The sequence below is a fragment of the Dyella tabacisoli genome (assembly GCF_003350925.1).
Lineage (GTDB): Bacteria > Pseudomonadota > Gammaproteobacteria > Xanthomonadales > Rhodanobacteraceae > Dyella_C > Dyella_C tabacisoli.
Window position 1 is genome coordinate 416,948 of the sequence record NZ_KZ857176.1, and the last position, 17,819, is coordinate 434,766.

Here is a 17,819-nt window from a genome sequence, read left to right on the forward strand (position 1 = left end):
CGTCTTGGAGCATGGTATGCGGCTGGTGATTGCGTGAAAGTGGATGTATTGGTGATCGGCGCGGGTGCGGCCGGGCTGATGTGCGCCATCGCCGCCGGCCAGCGCGGTCGTCGTGTCTTGGTCGTGGATCATGCGAACAAGGTCGGCAAGAAGATCCTGATGTCCGGCGGCGGGCGCTGTAATTTCACTAATCTCGGCGTTACGCCGGCCAACTATCTGTCGGCCAATCCACATTTCGCCAAGTCGGCCTTGGCACGCTACACACCGGCCGATTTCATCGCGCTGGTCGAAAAACATCGCATCGCTTATCACGAGAAGGAGCTGGGCCAGCTCTTTTGCGACGATTCCTCCAAACAGATCGTGCGTATGTTGTTGGACGAATGCGCTGCCGCTGGCGTGCGGATCGAAACCAGTTGTGCCGTTGCGCGGGTTCGCAAGACCGATGAGGGTTTCAGCGTGACTACGGTCCATGGCGAGGTACATGCCGAATCGCTAGTGGTAGCCAGTGGTGGTTTATCGATACCCAGCATGGGGGCTAGCGGTTTGGGTTATGACCTGGCGCGGCAATTCGGCCATGCGGTGCTGCCGATCCGCGCCGGCCTGGTGCCGTTGACCTTGAGCGGTAAGCATCAAGAGCACTATCAAGACCTTGCCGGCGTGGCGTTGCCGCTGGTAGAAGCCCGCGTCGGCAAAAGGGAATTTCGCGCCGGCATGCTGTTTACCCATCGAGGTATCAGCGGGCCGGCGATTTTGCAGATTTCTTCTTATTGGCAGCCCGGACATGATTTGCGTATCGACTTGCTGCCTGCGCATCCCTTATTGAGCCAGGATGCCGGCGCCTGGCTCAATGAGCAGCGTGCGGCCCGGCCTGCCGCAGAACTGAAAACCGTGTTGGCCGACCTGCTGCCCAAGCGCCTGGCACAGCGGTTGTGCGAGCTTTGGTTTGAAAGCCGCCCGATGCGGCAATACCGCGAGGCCGAACTCCATGAGATCGGCAAACAGCTACATGACTGGCCGATCACGGCTAGTGGCACCGAGGGTTATCGCACGGCCGAGGTGACCCTGGGAGGGGTGGATACCGATGGTCTGTCGTCGAGCACGATGCAGTCGAAGCTGGTGCCGGGGCTGTATTTCATCGGCGAGGTGGTCGATGTTACCGGCTGGCTGGGAGGGTATAACTTTCAGTGGGCTTGGGCTTCGGGGTATGCGGCGGGGGAGGTGGTTTAGTGTTTTGGCTGGGTTGTTCGCCTGCGGCGGGCTTTCGGCCACCTGCCGGTGGTCGAGTCACTTTCTCTTGAGTGGCCAAGAGAAAGTAACCAAAGAGAAGGCCACCCCGGTGAGTCGCCCTTCGGGTACGTGAGGGCCGGCCGGGCTTTTCGACAGTGCATCCATGCACTGGCGAAAAGGACTCGGCATCCATGCCGAGTCCCCTGCGGGCCTGATCGTCCGCCCCTCACCGACGCACAGGGGCCCCAAGGTCAAGAACTGGATCAAAAGCAAGGTCAAAAGCTGCGAGCGTTGCTTTTGCCCCTCCCCCTGCTGGCAGGGGGAGGTTGGGAGGGGGGCGGGCTTGCGGCAAGCCTTCGCTCTACGATTTCATCTGCCGCCGACGCGTAAGCCAACTGTCGAGCTGATTGGCGAAGGCCTGGCGGTCGCGTGGATGAAACGCTGCGGGGCCGCCGGTGTCGATGCCTGAGCCGCGCAGTTCGTCCATGAAGTTACGCATGGTCAAGCGCTGCGCAATGGTCTCGGGCGTGTACAGCTCGCCGCGGGGGTTGATCGCCAGGGCGCCTTTATCGATCACCAGGGCCGCGAGCGGGATGTCTTGGGTTACCACCAGATCGCCGGCGGTAACGCGTTGCACGATTTCGTTATCGGCCACGTCAAAGCCGCCCGGTACTTGCACGGAGCGTATGAAACGGGAGGGTGGCGTGCGTAGCCATTGGTTGGCAACCAGGGTGACGGTGACCTGTTCGCGCTCGGCGGCACGAAACAGGATCTCCTTGATGACGACGGGGCAGGCGTCGGCATCCACCCAGATTTGCGGCGCAATGCTCACTCGGTAGCGGTCCAGTGCAGCGTGCCGTCGACGATGGTATGGGTGTATCCGCCGACCCAGACGATGTCGCCCTCGATCTGCACCAACAAGCGTGCATCGTGGCCGATCTCACGACCCTGGCTGACCACATAGCCACGGGCTAATGGCCCATGCGGTTCGGCATGCGCGATATAGGCCCCGATCAGGCCATTGGCCGCCCCGGAAGCGGGGTCTTCCACGATGCCGACACCGGCTGGAAGTGCGCGCACGACGAGCTGGTAGTCAGGGTTCGTGCAACGCGCAAACACACAGATGCCAAGGCTGTCGGTGGATTTGGCCAGAGCGGCGATGGCGCTGTGATCGGGTTGCCACGCGCGCAGGCTGGCTTCATCCGCGCATTCGGCCAGCCACCAATGACGTCCGCCTTCGACAAAGGCCGGCGGCAGCACGCCCAGGTCGATGCCGGCTAGCGCAGCCGCCAGGTGTGGATGTGCATCAACGCCTTGCCGTATCACTTTTGCGGGTGGCGATTGCAACAGCAACTGGCGCGACGCACCTTCGCCTTCGACGCGGATCGGCAGTACGCCTGCGGCGCACTCCTGCCATAGCAAGCCGTCGGTCGGCTGGGCCAATCCGCAGGCAAGCACGGCGTGGGCGCTGCCGATGCTGGGATGGCCGGCGAAAGGTATTTCCTTGTGTGGGGTGAAGATACGCACGCGATAACTGGCCGATGGCGTGGTCGGCGGCAGCAGAAAAGTGGTTTCGACCAGATTGGTCCAGCGGGCAAAGCGCTGCATCTGCGCATCGCTCCAGCCGGTGGCGTCGGTCACTACGCCAAGATGATTGCCGCCGCCTAGCGTGGCAGCAAAGACGTCCAGATGCAGATAACGAATGGGAGACATGAGGGCCAAGAGGCGGCAGTAGCCGCGTTAAAGCCGCGCATCATAGTCCTGTCGCCGGGGTATGGGCAGTGCAGCGTGACTTTTTTGAAAAGTCGACAAGTTGCCGCGTGATCGCCAAGATGCTGCATCCTGGCCCATCGCGATTGACTCTCTGTATGCCGATTACCCTCATTCTCATCGCCATTACCTGCATCGTTTCGTTTATGGCGTTTAAAAACAGTCGCTTGATGAATGACCTGATTCTGTGGCCGCCGGCGATCGAGCGCAGTCGCGAATACCACCGGCTGGTGACCTATGGCTTGATCCACGCGGATTTCGGCCATCTGTTGTTCAATATGATCACCTTGTACTTTTTCGGCCGGCTGATGGAGGTCTTCTACACGGCGCAGCTTGGCACTCTTGGTTTCGTGCTGTTCTACATCGGCGCGCTGGTGGTCTCGATCCTGCCGACCTATATGAAGAATCGCCATAACGCGAATTACCGCAGCCTGGGTGCTTCGGGCGCGGTGTCGGCCGTGCTGTTCGCTTTTATCTTGCTGCAGCCTTGGTCGCGCATCATCGTGCTGGTGGTACCGATGCCGGCGATCATCTATGCGGTGCTGTACACGGCGTATTCCATCTACATGGATCGCCGCGGGCAGGACAATGTCAATCACAGCGCGCATTTATGGGGAGCCGCCTATGGCGTGGCCTTTACCTTGCTGGTTCGCCACGAGGTGCTGTCGCACTTTCTCAATCAGCTCTCACAACCGCGGTTCTGAGTACTAGATAGCTGGCCGGTAAATGCCTATCGGCGAACCGGCCTACGCTCAGTGGGCATTTAACGGCATAGGTCTAGCGTGGTGCCGTACTCCTGCGGAGGTGCATCATGAAACGTCTCATTGCCGGTCTGGCCTTGGTGGTCACCACCGCAATGTTGTCTGGCTGTTATTACGATCCGGGTTACGGTTACGTGCGCAGCACGGCTTATAGCGGCGACGTGTACTACGGCAATCGCAGCGCCGTCGTCTATGACAGCGGTTACTACCCCAGTTATTACGGTGGCTACTACGGCTGCTGCTATGCCCCTGGCGTGAGCGTGGGGTGGTATGGCGGCTCCCGCTGGCGCGGCCATGATTGGGACCGCGGCCGCGACTGGGGTCATGACCGGGGCCACTGGCGTGGCGGCGACGGTGGGCGTGGACGCGGGGGTGGTCGAGAGGGCAGGCATGGCGATTGGCACGATGGCAGAGGCTCTCACTGAGGCACAATCGCGGCATGGTCCCATTCGTTTCCATGCCGCAACGCTCAACCCTTCTAAGGCTCATCGTCATCGCGGCGGTGAGCCTTCTGCTTTTCGCCTGTAGCAGCCTAGGCTACTACGCCCATGTGGCACATGGGCAGAGTGAGCTGGTCTTGCACCGGCGCTCGGTAGCGAAAGTGATAGGCGACCCGGCAACCGACCCCAAGCTTGCGACCCGGCTGGAGCTGGCGTTGCAGGCGCGTCGCTATGCCTCCGAGCACCTTGGGCTACCCGATAACCGTAGCTACACCAGTTATGTCGAGCTGCACCGCCCTTATGTGGTGTGGAACGTATTTGTCGCACCACCGTATTCGGTGGCGCCCTTGCAGCATTGTTTTCCGATTGCCGGCTGCGTCGCGTATCGCGGTTATTTCGATGAGGCCAAGGCGCGGCGAGAAGCGGCCCGCTGGCAGGTTCAAGGCGACGATGTCTGGGTCGGCGGGGTGCCGGCGTATTCCACCCTTGGTTGGTTCTCCGATTCAGTCTTGAGCAGCATGCTGCGCTGGGACGATGACGAGTTGGCGGGCACCATCTTCCACGAACTGGCCCACCAGTTGATTTACGTGAAGGACGACAGCGCATTCAACGAATCCTTCGCCGGATTTGTGCAGGCCGAGGGTTTGCGGGCATGGCGGCAATCGCGTGGCCTGCCGCCGTCGGATGTGCGCAGCCAGGCGATGGATAAGGCCTTTACGCAGATGGCGCTCGATCTGCGCGATCGCCTGCAAACCTTATATGCCAGCGGGGTGGATCAAGCCGCGATGGCCGAGGGAAAGCAACGCGAAATCGAGGCGTTTCGGATGCGCTACCGGCAATGGCGCGAGCAAGATTGGCCGAACGAGCATCGCTATGACGCCTGGGTCGCCGCGCCGATCAATAACGCGCGCTTGTTGCCGTTTGGCTTGTACGACCGTTGGCAGCCGGCTTTTGCGGCGTTGTTTGGACAGGCGGGGGCTGACTGGTCCGCGTTCTATGCGCGGGTGCGTGAACTCGGTCATTTGCCACAGGATCAACGTGAGCAAGCCTTGCAAGGCTTGCTCCATACGGCCGAGTAGGGAGGTTGGGCCGTTCGCGATGTCGCGCCATACCCATATGGACGGCCAAACTTCGTGTATCTTCGAGCGCTTAATCCTGGCGGAGACGCGCAGTGCAGATTATTTCCTGGTGGCTTGGCATCCGTTTCTGGAAACGCGTGCTTGCCGGTTTCGTGCTTGGTGCGTTGGCAGGTTGGGCGACCGGTGCGCAAGCGGTGACCTGGTTCCAACCGCTGGGTGATCTGTACATCACCCTGATTAAGATGATCGCGGTGCCGCTGGTGTTTTTCGCCGTGGTGCATAGCGTGTCGAGCCTGCACGGCGTGCAGCGCATGGCGGCTTTGGGCGGACGCACCTTCTTGTGGTTTGCGATAACCGCCGCACTGGCGGTATGCGTTGGGCTGGTGGTGGCGCATCTGACCAATCCCGGTCTTGGCGTGGGCCAACTGCAGATGGCCAGCGACTACAAGGTCAAGGTGGTGCCGACACCGGTGCAAGTGCTGCTGGATGTGGTGCCGTCTAATCCGTTTAAAGCGCTTTCCGAAGGCAAAATCTTGCAGGTGATCTTTTTCGCGGGCCTGCTTGGGCTGGCCTTGGTGAAGATCGGCGAAAAGTCGGCGCGTTTGCGTGCGTTGATGAGCGAGGGCAACGAGGCGATGATCCAGGTCACGCGCTTTGTCCTGGAAATGACCCCTCTGGGCACCTTTGGCCTGATTGCCGCCCTGGTCGGTGGCTACGGCTTTGAGAAGCTGTTGCCGCTGGGCAAGTTCGTTTTGACTTTGTATGTGGCTTGCGCGGTGCAGATCGTGGTGGTCTATGGCGGTCTGTTGCTGGCGCATGGGTTGAGCCCACGCAAATTTTTCCGCGGCGTCTTGCCGGCCATGCAGGTGGCTTTTACCTCGTCATCCAGCTTTGCCTCGATGCCGGTGGCCTTGCGCAGCGTTACCCATAATCTCGGCGTGAAAGAAGAATACGCGGCCTTCGCGGTACCCCTGGGTGCCAGCATCAAGATGGATGGTTGCGGCGCGATCTATCCGGCGATCAGCTCCATTTTCGTGGCGCAGTATTTCGGGCTTGAGTTGGGGGTGTCGCAATATTTCATTATTTTGCTTGCCTCGGTACTCGGTTCATTCGGCACCGCCGGCGTACCCGGCACGGCCATCGTGATGGTGACCCTGGTGCTCAGCTCGGCCGGTCTGCCGGTGGAGGGTATCGGCTACCTTGTGGCGATTGACCGCATCCTCGACATGATGCGCACCATGACCAATGTCACCGGGCAGATGCTGGTGCCAGTGCTGGTCGCGCGCGAGCAAGGCTTGCTCGATATGGCGGTCTACAACCGCGCTTCCAGTAATCTCGGTGTGGAGCAGGCGCAGGTGGGTGAGTCAGCGGGGTGAGTCATACCGCGCCTTGCGGTCAATCATATGGCGCAGATAGGTCAGTAAATCGTCGAGGTCGGCATCGGATAATGCTTTTGTGTCGAATCCGGGCATTCTTGCCTGCGGCCAGTGACGTAGCGATTGCGGGTTGCGGATATACGCGCGCAGTAGATCTGCGCGCATGTACTCGATTGGGTTATGCGGGATGTTGAGATCCGGCCCCAGCTTGGCGTCACCCGCGCCATTGAGCGTATGACAGGTAAAGCAGTTGCGTTGAAACACGACAAAGCCGCGCCGCGCCGGGCTGGCGGTCGGCAACGCAGAGTCGGGCAGGATCACCGGAAAGCGCTGCGCGATATCGGCCAATTTGTGGATCGACACTATTTGATAAGGCCATTGTTCCGTTCCAATGCCGGCAGCCTCGGGGTTGGCCCACACCAGATAGAACGGGCCGACGCTGCCTTTGTTGCCCGTCAATGTCGGCCAGGGATGCGCAGGGTCTTCGACAGCCAGCCAGGGCGTGCTACCAAGATCGTTCAAGAGGGCCGTAGCAGGGATTTCCGCAGCGAAACCGTCGGAGGCGACGAATTGCAGATGATCCCCACGCACGATGCCGTCGAGCAGCGCTTTGAGCGGAACGGCGCGGTAATGCATCAATTGTTTAAAAGCGACATCGTCTGGAATCGCAACGCTGCGTACATCACGGCGGGCAAGCAGTTGGGTTGCGTTGTAAGTGCGCGGGCCATGACCAAGGTCGATCTTTAACTCGGTTACTTGGGCGGGCAGGGCGAGGCCCGAGAGCGGGAAGCACAACACGAGAAGATAGAGGCAGCGCAGCAACGGTCGCATGGGCGGTTCCTTCCGAGTGGGGAGCAGAGCATGCCTTGAGTGGGTGGTGGTGCGCTACTTCGCTCTCGAAATCAGCGCATCCGGCCGCATCTGTTAGTTTTCTGACCGGACAAAGCGCATGGCTGATACCGCCGTACCGCAATTTTTTGAGCAATTTCCCATGCAGCGCGTGGATAGCGCCTCGTTGGATGCCGTGCTGGCTGAGGATGCACATCCGCTCAATATTCTGTTTCTGTGGGGGCGTGACTGCCCCAATTGCGATATAGCCAAACGTGCCATGTTGTTGGCCGCAGAGCGTTTCCAGTGGCCGCAGGTGCGTTGGTTGCACGATAACGTCTACGATGATCCAGCGATGGGCACGCGCTTTGGTTTGCATGGCATTCCGGCGTTCTTCGTGTTCGCCGGCGCACGTAAGCTTGGGCGCATCACGAGTTGGCCGGGTGCGCAGGCCTTTGTCGATGCTGTTGAAAAACAGTTAAATCAACTGAGCATTCCTTAAATATGAAGCCTAAGATGAAGAAACATTCATCTGAGCGGCTTGAACTTTCAGGGTATCGGTCGTATCTATGTTGCTGATCGCCGTGATGGCGACCCGAAGTGGCGCCGCTTAGCGTGCCACTGAGGGGCCGGCACTTATCCTCCCCCCAGGACGCCGACCCGACAAACCCCGGCAGATCCTCCCCTGGCTGCCGGGGTTTTTTTATGGCGTTTGTTTTATTTTCTGGATGTCATTCCCTGGCGCGCTTTCGCAGGGATAATCATCGGCTTCCTGGATAGCCATGAGCGACCGATGATCGTCACCTCGCTGCTCGATACCGACCTGTACAAGTTCTCGATGATGCAAGTGGTGTTGCATCAGTATCCGGCTGCGCAGGTCGAGTACAAATTCAAATGCCGCAACCCAGGCATCGATCTGGTGCCTTATATCGACGAGATCCGCGCCGAGCTGGCTGCGCTGTGTAGCCTGCGCTTCGGCGAGGATGAGCTGAACTATCTGCGTAGCTGGCGCTTCATCAAAAGCGACTTCGTCGATTTTCTTGGCCTGTTTCAGCTCAATGCCAAATATGTGCACATAGCCCCTGCGGCTGCAGGCAATGGCGAGATCGAGATCCGTATCAACGGACCATGGCTGCACACCATTCTGTTCGAAGTGCCGCTGCTGGCGATCGTCAACGAAGTTTATTTTCGCAACACCCAACCCGCGCTGGATCTGGGCGAAGGGCGGCGGCGACTGCACGAAAAGATCGCGCTGTTGCGCGATTCCGCGGGTTACCAAGAGTGCCGCATTGCCGACTACGGCACACGTCGGCGCTTTTCTGGTGCCTGGCATGAAGAGGTGGTGACTGCTCTGCGCGATGGGCTCGGCCCGCAGCTCACCGGTACCAGCAATGTGTGGCTGGCTCGAAAGCTTGAGTTGAGGCCGCTAGGCACGCTGGCGCACGAATACTTGCAAGCACACCAGGCACTTGGGCCGCGGCTGCGTGATTCACAAGTGGCGGCGTTGGAAGCCTGGGCAAAGGAGTATCGCGGCGATCTCGGCATTGCCTTATCGGACGTGTACGGCCTCAGTGCATTTCTGCGCGACTTCGATATGTATTTCTGCAAGTTGTTTGACGGCACCCGTCATGATTCGGGCGATCCGTTCGATTGGGGCGAGCGCGTCTTAGCGCACTACGCCGCCAACCGCGTTGATCCGCGCAGCAAAGTGCTGGTGTTCAGCGATGGCTTGAATATTCCCAAAGTGATGCAGTTGTATGCACACTTTCGCGATCGCTGTCAGTTGGCTTTTGGCGTCGGTACCAACCTCACCAACGACGTTGGCCCGACACCCTTGAACATCGTCATCAAGATGATTCGCTGCAACGGCCAGCCTGTCGCCAAACTCAGCGACTCGCCGGGCAAGAACATGTGCGAGGACTCGGCCTACGTCACTTATCTACGGCAAGTGTTCCAGATCCCGGCGCCGCTCGAGGAGGACACGCATTAGAACGCGGGCAATACGGCGCCCTGATACTTCTGCTCGATAAACGCCTTTACCTCGGGGCTGGTCAGTGCCTTGGCCAGCTTTTGCACACGCGGGTCGTCCTTATTGTCCGGGCGGCCGACCAGGTAATTTACATAGGGCGAGTCTTTGTCCTCGATCAGCAACGCGTCCTTGGTGGGGTTGAGGCCGGCGGCGAGTGCGTAATTGGTGTTGATAAGCGCCAGATCGACCTCGTCCAGCGTGCGCGGCAACATCGCCGCTTCCAGCTCACGGAACTTCAGTTGCTTGGGGTTGGCGATGATGTCTTTCAGCGTGGACAGCTCGTTGCTCGGGTCTTTCAGCGTGATGAGCCCGTGCTTGGCCAACAGCAGCAAGGCGCGGCTATTGTTGCTGGGGTCGTTCGGCAGGGTGACGTTAGCGCCGTCGGGTAGCTGATCGATCGATTTGTATTTGCGCGAATACGCACCGAACGGCTCGATATGCACACCGGTGATGATGGTCAGATGCGTGCCGCGCTGGCGGTTGAACGCATCCAGATACGGTTTGGTCTGGAAATAGTTGACGTCGATGGTTTTCTCGTCCACCTGGGTATTGGGCTGCACGTAGTCGGCGAACACTTTGATTTCCAGGTCGACACCTTCCTTGGCCAGGATCGGCTTGACCTGCTTGAGGATCTCCGCATGAGGTATCGCGGTGGCGGCGATGATGAGCTTCTGGGTATCGGCCTGGCCGGGTGCAGAAGACGAGCAGCCAGCTAGCAGGAGCAGGGCGGCGAGGGGGGCAAGTAGCTTTATCATGGGGTGCCGTGGTTTTGTGCGATGCATCAGCGTAGCCGTCCATATGGCTGGATGCAAAGAGGGGGGGCTGGGTTGGGGGTGTCGCTAGGTTGTCGCCTGCGGCGGTTTTCGAACCCCTGCCGGGGTCCGAGTCACTTTCTCTTGAATGGCCAAGAGAAAGTAACCAAAGAGAAGGCCACCCCCATGCAGCGCTCTGCGGGCATCCTGCCCTGCGAGTGCGTGAGGCTTGGCCGGGCTTTTCGACAGGGCTTCCTGCCCTGGCGAAAAGGCATCGACATCCATGTCGATGCCCCTACGGGCCTTGTCGTCCAAGCCTCACCGCTGCAAAGGGGCCCCGAAGAGCAGCGCGCGTCCTGCGCGCACTCTTGAGCGACTGCAGGCAGTCGCCGAATAATGAGATGGTGAGGCGGCGTGGCTCTCTCTCCCCTGCTAGCAGGGGAGGGGCAAGAGCAACGCTCGCAGCTTTTGACGTTGCACTTGATCTTGGCCTTTGACCTCGGAGCCCCTGTGCGTCGGTGAGGGTCGGACGATCAGGCCCGCAGGGGACTCGGCAAGGATGCCGAGTCCTTTTCGCCAGTGCACGGATGCACTGTCGAAAAGCCCGGCCGACCCTCACGTACCCGAAGGGCGGCGCGCGGGGTGGCCTTCTCTTTGGTTACTTTCTCTTGGCCACTCAAGAGAAAGTGACTCGGACCCCGGCAGGGGTTCGAAAGCCCGCCGCAGGCGATCCAGGTCGCGACAACCCCAACCCATCACCAACAAGCGAAAAGCGAAAAGCGAATCAGCGCCTCCCGTAATACCCCACAATCCGATCGCCAATCACCTGCAGAATCTGCACCAACACAATCAGCAGCAACACCGTAACAATCATGTAGTCAGGCTTATTGCTGAGATAACCATAACGATAGGCAAGATCACCCAAGCCACCCGCACCGATCGCACCGCCCATGGCGGTATAACCGACTAAGGCAATGGCGGTGACGGTGACGCTGGCCCATATGCCGACACGCGCCTCAGGCAGCAGCACATGGCGCACGATTTGCCATGTAGTGGCACCCATCGCCTGGCTTGCCTCAATGACACCGTGCTCAACTTCGCGAAAAGCGGTTTCTACCAGGCGTGCGAAGAACGGCACGGCGCCGATCACCAGCGGCGGGATCGCGCCGCGAATGCCGAGTTTGGTGCCGACGAGCAGTGAGGTCAGTGGCAGCAATACGATCATCAAGATGATGAAAGGCGGCGAGCGCAGGATATTCACTGTGAGCGAGAGTGCGCCGTAGAGTTTGGGCATGGCGCGCAGTTGGCCCTTGCCAGTGAGATAGAGCAGCACACCCAGCGGCAAGCCGAAAAGCACGGTGAGCGTCAGCGAGCCACCAAGCATCAGCAAGGTATCGAGGCAGGCCTGGGCAAGCTCGCTCCAGTCTTCGATGTCTGGAAACAAGTGTTGCAGCACGGGTGCTGTTGCACTGAAGGTCGACATCATCATGCTCATCGGGCCAACTCCTCTACTTCGATACCCGCTTGACGCAAGGCCTGCAGCGCAGCATCCACACCGCTGCCGTGCATCGCCAAAGTGAGCTGGCCGTAGGGCAGGTCTTTAATACGATCGACACGACCGGCCAGAATATTGAAATCCACGCCGGTTTCGCGGGTTACCCGGCCCAAGGTCGGCGACCACGTAGCTTCGCCTCGGAACGAGAGACGCAGAATTCGCCCAGGAACGTGCTGATACAAGGACTGCTCGCCAGCGACCTCTTCGGGCAGGGCCTCATTGACGAAGCGCCGGGTGGTCGCGTGTTGCGGGTGCAGGAATACATCGGCCACCGCACCGTGTTCCACAATGCGGCCGGCATCGAGTACTGCGACGCGGTCGCAAACCCGGCGCACCACGTCCATCTCGTGAGTAATCAGCACGATGGTCAGTTTCAGTTCGCGGTTGATCTCGGCCAGCAACTCCAATACCGACGCTGTCGTTTGCGGATCGAGTGCGCTGGTCGCCTCGTCGCAAAGCAGGATCGAGGGCCGGTTGGCCAGGGCGCGGGCGATGCCTACGCGTTGCTTCTGGCCGCCGGACAGTTGGGAGGGGTATTTGTCGGCATGCTCGGTCAGACCGACCCGTGCCAACAGCTCGTCGACGCGGGCGCGGATGGTCGCCGGCTCGCGTGCCCCGGCCAGGCGCAGCGGAAACGCGACATTGTCCGCCACGGTTTGTGAGGCGAGCAGGTTGAAATGCTGAAAAATCATGCCGATGTGGCGGCGTTGTTCGCGCAAGCTGGCTTCCGACAGCGCGGTCAGCTCGGTGTCGCCGAGCAGGATGCGGCCGCCGCTGGGCCGTTCGAGCAGGTTGATAAGCCGTATAAGCGTCGATTTACCGGCGCCGGAGTGACCAATAATGCCGAAAACCTCGCCATCGCTGATGTCGAGGCTAAAGGGGTGCAGCGCGGGAATATCCTTACCGTCGACGCGGTAGGACTTGTGGACATCGACGAAACGGATCACGACGGACCTTGGACTGGTGCTCGGAACGCCCATTCTATGTCAGATGCGGTCCATGCCAGTACGGGGCTAAACTGCGGCGATCCCATAAGCAGTGGAGCTTCGAGTCATGACCACGGTCTACGATTTCAGCGTGCGCGACATCGATGGCAACGAACGTTCCCTCCGTGAATGGCAGGGCAAGACCTTGTTGATCGTCAATGTAGCGTCCAAGTGCGGGTTCACGCCGCAATACACCGGATTAGAGGCGTTGTGGCGCGAGCATGGTGGGCAGGGCCTGGCGGTCTTGGGTTTCCCTTGCGACCAGTTCGGCCATCAAGAGCCGGGTGACGAAGCCGAAATCAAGAATTTTTGCTCGACCAGCTATGACGTGAGCTTTCCGCTATTTGGCAAAGTCGAGGTCAACGGCGAGCATGCTCATCCGCTGTACCAGTGGCTGAAAAAACAGGGCAAGGGCATTCTGGGTAGCGAGTCGATCAAATGGAACTTCACCAAGTTTCTGGTCGATCGCGACGGCCAGGTCGTGAAGCGCTATGCACCCACCGATACCCCCGAGAAAATCAACAAGGACCTCGCCGGTAGGTTGGGCTGAGCAAAGCGATGCCCAACATCGGGCATCGCCTGAGTCCGGCTCTTATCAAAGCTCAATCGATTTTTCGCCCAGGGTCTTGCCATTCGCCCCCCAGGCGCGTAGCCGGTAGTGCCCTGGGAAAAGGTAAAGCGTGTTTGCGGTGTTGGCCTCGATGAACATGTAGCGATCGGCTGCCGTTGCAGTATCAGGTTCTGCCGCGTAGTGAGCTTCAATGACGCAGGGTATGTTCTTGGCGCAAAGCGCTGTATCGATCGGTAGCGGGTGGCGTTGCCCGTTGAGACTGAGCCACTTGGGGCGCGGCTCGGCGTGCGGCACTTGTTTCACGGCGATACCTTCCATGCCGAAGGTGGCCCACGCGGCCTTATAGGTGTCGGTGTTGGCGGAGCGGTCGACTTCCAGTGGCAGCATGACGCTGACATCGAATTTCTTCGGGTCGATACTCCATGCGTGACCATCGGCGTTGTTGAGCAGCACCGTTGGGTGTTGCGGGTGGAAGGCCGCGATCATTTGATGGTAGGGATCGATCTCATTACCCGAGTCCACATCGCGAAAATCGGTTTGGTCGATGGAAAACGGCTCGATGCCGGTCGCTTCTTGCAAGTGCATCGCCATCGGTACGGTATGGTCCAAACGCCCCTTTGCCTTGTCGATATGCGCATAGCCGGCGTGGACGAATACCCGTGCGTTGGAATCTTTGGCGAAGATTTTTTGATACAGATGATCGGCTTGACCGGCCTCCCGCTCCGTTACTGTGGTGGCGGTGGAATCGTAAGGCACGATGACAAAGCCAAGCCGGATCGCCGTGCGGATAATTTCGCCATATAGCGGTTCGTGCAGATACTCTGTGCCGCTTGTCGCAATAGGGTAGCCGCGTTGCATCAGCGCGGCGTCTTCTTCGCTGAGTGCCTCAGCCGCGAAATGAGTGAAGCCCAGGGTACGCAGCCGTGGCAGCAGGGCGAGTGTGAGCTGCCGGGTGTGTGCATCGTGATGGGCTTCGTTTATCAGCACGATGCGACGTTTGGCGACCAGGTTCGCGATCGTATCGACCGCATCGGTAACGTGCCATTCGGCAGCTATTGGAAGCTTGGGGTTGTCCGGCAAGTGGGGGGCCAGCGGAAAATCCCGAATGGCTTCGTTGTACAGACCAAGCTCGCTTTCGGCGCCGGCGAGCAACTGCATGGCGATGGATCGATCCGCCGGCGAGAGCTGTGCCGCTTGATCGGTCAGGTAGGCGGCGCGAGCCAGCTCATTCGGCTGGGCATTGAGTTGGCGGAAAAAAGCGAGGGTGGAGTCGGCGGGCTTGGGGCCGTCTGTCGCGGATGCGATGACGGGCACGATGGTTAGCAACAAGGCCATGCATAAGCTGCTGCGTATCGACATATTGGGTTGACGATGGGGGCTGTCGCCGGTACGTGAACACTATCTTAAGCGGCGGTTTGTAGCATGACGCAATGCAAACAGCAGGGACGCCGTTTGACGTCCCTTCAATCGCGGCCGTGCCTGCTCGCCAGCAGTATCGCGATGGCATCCAGATCGCGGCTTGCGCTGGGTGCGCCGCTAGGCGGTTCGTAGTTATTGAGCATGATGGCGAACGCGAGGTGTTCTCCCTCCGCGGTAGTGACATAGCCGGCCAGGCCGTTGACCTGGCTCATGCTGCCGGTTTTGGCATGCACGTTGTTGCTTGCCGGCGTATTGCGCATGCGCCATTGCAAGGTGCCATCCACCCCGGCGATTGGCAGCATGTCGCGCAATGCGGCGGCATAAGGCTGGGTGGCGAGAAATCCGAGCAGGCGAGCCATCGCGCTCGGTGTAGCCAGGTTGCGCCGCGACAGGCCGGTACCCTCTTCGATCAGGCTGGCCGAAGCCGGAATACCGATGCGGTCGAGTAACTGTCGCATGGCACGAATACCCCAGGTCTCGGTGCTGACAAAGCCGCTTGGCGGCGTCGGGTCTTGCATCGCATCGGCCTGTGCTTTGGCTCCGGCGAGCAGCAGCAGGTTCTGCATGTAGAGGTTTTGCGAGCGCTTCAGGCCGTGCTCAAGAATTTGTCCCAGCGGTGGAGACAGCACTTCGGCAAGGGTGGTCATGCCCTCACGCAAGTGCGCACTGCTTTGCGGCCAATGCAAGGTTTGCAGCTTGCCGTCCACGCGAATGCCGTGACGTGTCAGTGCCTGCAGCAATTGCGTGCCGGCGAGCAGGGCGGGGTCGGGTACGGCGAGCTTGTAGTTTTGTGCTGGCGCCCGCGCGGCGATGTTGCCGAAGGCATGTAGTGTGTCGCCACCGGGCGCGCGATAGAGGTTGATGTCGTTGCGGCTGCGTGGTGCGCTGGTTACCAGTCCATTGATGACCGCGGGTATCGCCATCGGTGGATCGAACGCCAGGGTCGCGGATGCTCCTTCAGCGTGTCCGGGGCTTACCGTGATCTCGACTTGATTGTCCTGCACGCTCAGTGCGGAGGCAGGCACCGCAAACCAGCTTTGCAAGTCGATCGCCTCCCAGCCCGAACCCATCGGCGGGCTGGCGAAATAGCTGTCGTCGGCGATCAGGTCGCCATGGACCAGGCGCACGCCACGGTCGGCCAACTGCATCGCCAGTTGATCCGCCCAATGCAGGGTCGAGGCGTCCGCTCCAAGTGTGGGGTCGCCCATGCCATACAGAATCAGTGGACCGTCGAGCTGTCCATGATGCAAGCCATCGCCGGCCAGCAGGCGGGTGGGGATGCGGTTATCTGCGCCTAGCTCACTCAAGGTCAGTGCGGCAGTGAACAGCTTTGCGGTTGAGGCCAACTGGAATAGCTGATCCGCTTGATGGGCGTAAAGTGTGCGGCCACTATCGAGCGAGATCACTACGATGCCCCAATTGGCCGCGGCGAAGCGCGGCTGACTGATGTGTTCGTCGATCTGTGCAGCCAGCGACAGGGTGGGGCTGATTTTGTCCGCGGCGATTTTTGACGCGCTGTGCACCGGCAGTGCGAGCACTGCGGCAAGCAGCAAGCTTAGGCGAGTCAATGACCGTAGCCGGCCCAGCGAAAAGTGTTTCATGGGCCAAGTATTGCCCAGGATCAGGCTCAATGGATCAGGCCCGCAGATCAGGCCCAGCAGATCATGCCTAGTCGATCAGGCCATCCATGCCCTACGCTGCTGGATACGCCAGCCCATGAAGGCCAGGCTCAGGGCGCGCATCGCCATGAAGGCAAGAAAGGCCAGCCACAGGCCATGATTGCCCCAACTGCGACCCAGCCACGCTAGCAGCAGAAACAACAGCACGGATACCAACATGCTGTCGCGCATTTCGCGAGCCCTGGTAGCACCGATGAACAAGCCGTCGAGCAAATAGCTCCATACCCCGATGATCGGCAATGCGGCCAGCCATGGCAGGCAGCGATACGCCGCTGCGCGTACCTCGGGCAGATTGGTTTGCAGATCGATAAACAGGCGGCCGCCGAGCGCAAACAGCAACGCATAGCCAAGGCTGCCCAGGAATGACCAGCCGCCGGCGACGACCAAGGCCCGGCGCATGGCGTCGCGGTCGCGCGCTCCGATGGCATGGCCGCATAGCGCTTCCACCGCATTAGCCAGTCCATCGAGGCCAAACGCGGTCAGCATCAGGCCATTCAATAGCAAGGCATTGGCCGCGACGGTGGTATCGCCTAGCCTGGCGCCCAGTAGCGAGATACTGAAAAACACCCCTTCAAGCACGATGGTGCGCAGGAAAATATCGCGGTTGACCATTAGCAGCGGGCTCCAATGCGTCAGGCCGCGCATGGCTGGCCAGTCGATTCGCCCGGTGAGGCCTCGCACGGCGTGACGCGCACGCCATAGGCCATAGATCGCGCCACACCATTCGCCGCTGACCGACGCCAGTGCGATGCCTTGTACGCCCCAGCCGAAGCCCAGCACAAACAACAAGTTCAGCACGATGTTCACCAGATTGGTGACCAGCAGCAGGGCTAGTGTCGTGCGCGCCCGTTGTGCACCGATAAACCAGCCGGCCAGGGCGTAATTGAGTAGTGCCGCCGGCAGGCCAAGCAAGCGTAGATGCAGATAATCCAGGCTACGTGTTTCCAGTGCCGGGCTCGAATGCATCAAGCTCAGCAGCCAAGGCAGCAGCGGCAGCATGGACAGGCTCGCGACCAACCCCAGCAGCGCCGCCAATAGCAGTGCTTGTGCCTGTACGGTGCGCAATGCCGAGCCATCGCCCGCACCTGCGGCCTGTGCGGCAAAGCCGGTGGTACCCATGCGCAGAAAACCCAGGCTCCACACCGGCAAGGCATACACCGCACTGCCCACGGCAACAGCGCCCAGATCCTGAATTTGCGGCAGATGGCCGGCCACCGCGCTATCGACCAGCGCGACCAGCGGCACCGTGAGATTGGACAGGATCATCGGTATGGCCATGGCCCAGACCCGTTGGTGGGTGGGGCGATGGCGCCAGGAGTCGAGTAGTGAAGGCATGGCGCAAGGTGA

17 protein-coding genes are annotated in these 17,819 nt (G+C 60.2%); 8 read left to right on the plus strand and 9 right to left on the minus strand.

The annotated features are described in order from the left end of the window. The first annotated feature begins 33 nt into the window (after nucleotides 1-33). A complete protein-coding gene (locus DVJ77_RS11695; RefSeq protein ID WP_114845671.1) occupies nucleotides 34-1,227 on the plus strand; it encodes a BaiN/RdsA family NAD(P)/FAD-dependent oxidoreductase in 1,194 nt (397 codons plus the stop codon). A gap of 361 nt (nucleotides 1,228-1,588) precedes the next feature. Here the strand turns inward: DVJ77_RS11695 and DVJ77_RS11700 are convergent, their stop codons facing one another. Together DVJ77_RS11700 and DVJ77_RS11705 are read right to left on the minus strand one after the other, a co-directional pair. Then, entirely contained in the window at nucleotides 1,589-2,059 is a 471-nt protein-coding gene (locus tag DVJ77_RS11700) for a YaiI/YqxD family protein (RefSeq protein WP_114845672.1), read from the minus strand. After that, nucleotides 2,056-2,940 (minus strand): PhzF family phenazine biosynthesis protein, encoded by an 885-nt coding sequence (locus DVJ77_RS11705; protein WP_114845673.1) that lies wholly within the window; start codon nucleotides 2,938-2,940, stop codon nucleotides 2,056-2,058. Before DVJ77_RS11705 ends, DVJ77_RS11700 begins: the two co-directional genes overlap by 4 nt. 155 nt (nucleotides 2,941-3,095) lie before the next feature. On the opposite strand from DVJ77_RS11705, the gene DVJ77_RS11710 reads away from it, so the two are divergent. From DVJ77_RS11710 to DVJ77_RS11725, 4 genes are all read left to right on the plus strand, one after another. Continuing rightward, complete coding sequence (locus DVJ77_RS11710) at nucleotides 3,096-3,701, plus strand: rhomboid family intramembrane serine protease (protein WP_114845745.1); 606 nt, start codon at nucleotides 3,096-3,098, stop codon at nucleotides 3,699-3,701. 107 nt (nucleotides 3,702-3,808) lie between these two features. After that, nucleotides 3,809-4,183 carry an LptM family lipoprotein gene (locus DVJ77_RS11715; RefSeq protein WP_114845674.1) on the plus strand — a complete coding sequence of 125 codons (375 nt, stop codon included), beginning with the start codon at nucleotides 3,809-3,811 and terminating at the stop codon, nucleotides 4,181-4,183. A gap of 77 nt (nucleotides 4,184-4,260) precedes the next feature. After that, nucleotides 4,261-5,277 carry an aminopeptidase gene (locus DVJ77_RS11720; protein ID WP_225427960.1) on the plus strand — a complete coding sequence of 339 codons (1,017 nt, stop codon included), beginning with the start codon at nucleotides 4,261-4,263 and terminating at the stop codon, nucleotides 5,275-5,277. A 92-nt stretch (nucleotides 5,278-5,369) separates the two neighbouring features. Continuing rightward, nucleotides 5,370-6,653, plus strand: a complete 1,284-nt coding sequence (locus tag DVJ77_RS11725) for a dicarboxylate/amino acid:cation symporter (RefSeq protein WP_114845676.1) — start codon at nucleotides 5,370-5,372, stop codon at nucleotides 6,651-6,653. On the opposite strand, the gene DVJ77_RS11730 is transcribed toward DVJ77_RS11725, so the two are convergent. Continuing rightward, nucleotides 6,642-7,484, minus strand: a complete 843-nt coding sequence (locus tag DVJ77_RS11730) for a c-type cytochrome (protein WP_114845677.1) — start codon at nucleotides 7,482-7,484, stop codon at nucleotides 6,642-6,644. The two genes, DVJ77_RS11725 and DVJ77_RS11730, sit on opposite strands and share 12 nt — an antisense overlap. Nucleotides 7,485-7,602: 118 nt before the next feature. Here DVJ77_RS11730 and DVJ77_RS11735 point away from each other — a divergent pair, with 118 nt between their 5' ends. Both DVJ77_RS11735 and pncB read left to right on the plus strand, forming a co-directional pair. Continuing rightward, nucleotides 7,603-7,983, plus strand: coding sequence for a YbbN family protein (locus DVJ77_RS11735; RefSeq protein ID WP_114845678.1), 381 nt, complete (start codon nucleotides 7,603-7,605; stop codon nucleotides 7,981-7,983). 291 nt (nucleotides 7,984-8,274) lie between these two features. Then, a complete protein-coding gene (pncB, locus tag DVJ77_RS11740; protein WP_114845679.1) occupies nucleotides 8,275-9,471 on the plus strand; it encodes a nicotinate phosphoribosyltransferase in 1,197 nt (398 codons plus the stop codon). Here the strand turns inward: pncB and DVJ77_RS11745 are convergent. From DVJ77_RS11745 to DVJ77_RS11755, 3 genes are all read right to left on the minus strand, one after another. Beyond that, entirely contained in the window at nucleotides 9,468-10,265 is a 798-nt protein-coding gene (locus DVJ77_RS11745; protein WP_114845680.1) for a MetQ/NlpA family ABC transporter substrate-binding protein, read from the minus strand. The genes pncB and DVJ77_RS11745 overlap by 4 nt on opposite strands. A 781-nt stretch (nucleotides 10,266-11,046) precedes the next feature. Next, nucleotides 11,047-11,757 carry a methionine ABC transporter permease gene (locus DVJ77_RS11750; RefSeq protein WP_380038234.1) on the minus strand — a complete coding sequence of 237 codons (711 nt, stop codon included), beginning with the start codon at nucleotides 11,755-11,757 and terminating at the stop codon, nucleotides 11,047-11,049. Beyond that, entirely contained in the window at nucleotides 11,754-12,764 is a 1,011-nt protein-coding gene (locus DVJ77_RS11755) for a methionine ABC transporter ATP-binding protein (protein WP_114845681.1), read from the minus strand. The genes DVJ77_RS11750 and DVJ77_RS11755 overlap by 4 nt, the downstream gene beginning before the upstream one ends. A 106-nt stretch (nucleotides 12,765-12,870) precedes the next feature. Between DVJ77_RS11755 and DVJ77_RS11760 the strand changes: the two genes are divergently transcribed. Beyond that, a complete protein-coding gene (locus DVJ77_RS11760) occupies nucleotides 12,871-13,353 on the plus strand; it encodes a glutathione peroxidase (protein ID WP_114845682.1) in 483 nt (160 codons plus the stop codon). Between the two features lie 45 nt (nucleotides 13,354-13,398). Here the strand turns inward: DVJ77_RS11760 and DVJ77_RS11765 are convergent, their stop codons facing one another. The 3 genes from DVJ77_RS11765 to DVJ77_RS11775 form a co-directional block, all read right to left on the minus strand. Continuing rightward, nucleotides 13,399-14,709 carry a hypothetical protein gene (locus DVJ77_RS11765; RefSeq protein ID WP_225427961.1) on the minus strand — a complete coding sequence of 437 codons (1,311 nt, stop codon included), beginning with the start codon at nucleotides 14,707-14,709 and terminating at the stop codon, nucleotides 13,399-13,401. Between the two features lie 128 nt (nucleotides 14,710-14,837). Next, nucleotides 14,838-16,361, minus strand: coding sequence for a D-alanyl-D-alanine carboxypeptidase/D-alanyl-D-alanine endopeptidase (gene dacB / locus DVJ77_RS11770; RefSeq protein WP_225427962.1), 1,524 nt, complete (start codon nucleotides 16,359-16,361; stop codon nucleotides 14,838-14,840). Nucleotides 16,362-16,469: 108 nt separating this feature from the next. Next, the gene (locus DVJ77_RS11775) at nucleotides 16,470-17,750 is read right to left on the minus strand and encodes an MATE family efflux transporter (RefSeq protein WP_225427963.1); all 1,281 of its coding nucleotides are present in this window, start codon (nucleotides 17,748-17,750) and stop codon (nucleotides 16,470-16,472) included. Between the last annotated feature and the right edge of the window lie 69 nt (nucleotides 17,751-17,819).

Bases quoted from the DNA above. Each gene is read 5' to 3' on its own strand.
- DVJ77_RS11715 (WP_114845674.1), top strand. From the start codon at position 3,809: ATGAAACGTCTCATTGCCGGTCTGGCCTTGGTGGTCACCACCGCAATG.
- DVJ77_RS11730 (WP_114845677.1), bottom strand. From the start codon at position 7,484: ATGCGACCGTTGCTGCGCTGCCTCTATCTTCTCGTGTTGTGCTTCCCG.
- DVJ77_RS11710 (WP_114845745.1), top strand. From the start codon at position 3,096: ATGCCGATTACCCTCATTCTCATCGCCATTACCTGCATCGTTTCGTTT.
- DVJ77_RS11765 (WP_225427961.1), bottom strand. From the start codon at position 14,709: ATGGCCTTGTTGCTAACCATCGTGCCCGTCATCGCATCCGCGACAGAC.
- DVJ77_RS11775 (WP_225427963.1), bottom strand. From the start codon at position 17,750: ATGGCCATACCGATGATCCTGTCCAATCTCACGGTGCCGCTGGTCGCG.
- DVJ77_RS11705 (WP_114845673.1), bottom strand. From the start codon at position 2,940: ATGTCTCCCATTCGTTATCTGCATCTGGACGTCTTTGCTGCCACGCTA.
- DVJ77_RS11760 (WP_114845682.1), top strand. From the start codon at position 12,871: ATGACCACGGTCTACGATTTCAGCGTGCGCGACATCGATGGCAACGAA.
- DVJ77_RS11750 (WP_380038234.1), bottom strand. From the start codon at position 11,757: ATGAGCATGATGATGTCGACCTTCAGTGCAACAGCACCCGTGCTGCAA.
- DVJ77_RS11735 (WP_114845678.1), top strand. From the start codon at position 7,603: ATGGCTGATACCGCCGTACCGCAATTTTTTGAGCAATTTCCCATGCAG.
- DVJ77_RS11745 (WP_114845680.1), bottom strand. From the start codon at position 10,265: ATGATAAAGCTACTTGCCCCCCTCGCCGCCCTGCTCCTGCTAGCTGGC.
- pncB (WP_114845679.1), top strand. From the start codon at position 8,275: ATGATCGTCACCTCGCTGCTCGATACCGACCTGTACAAGTTCTCGATG.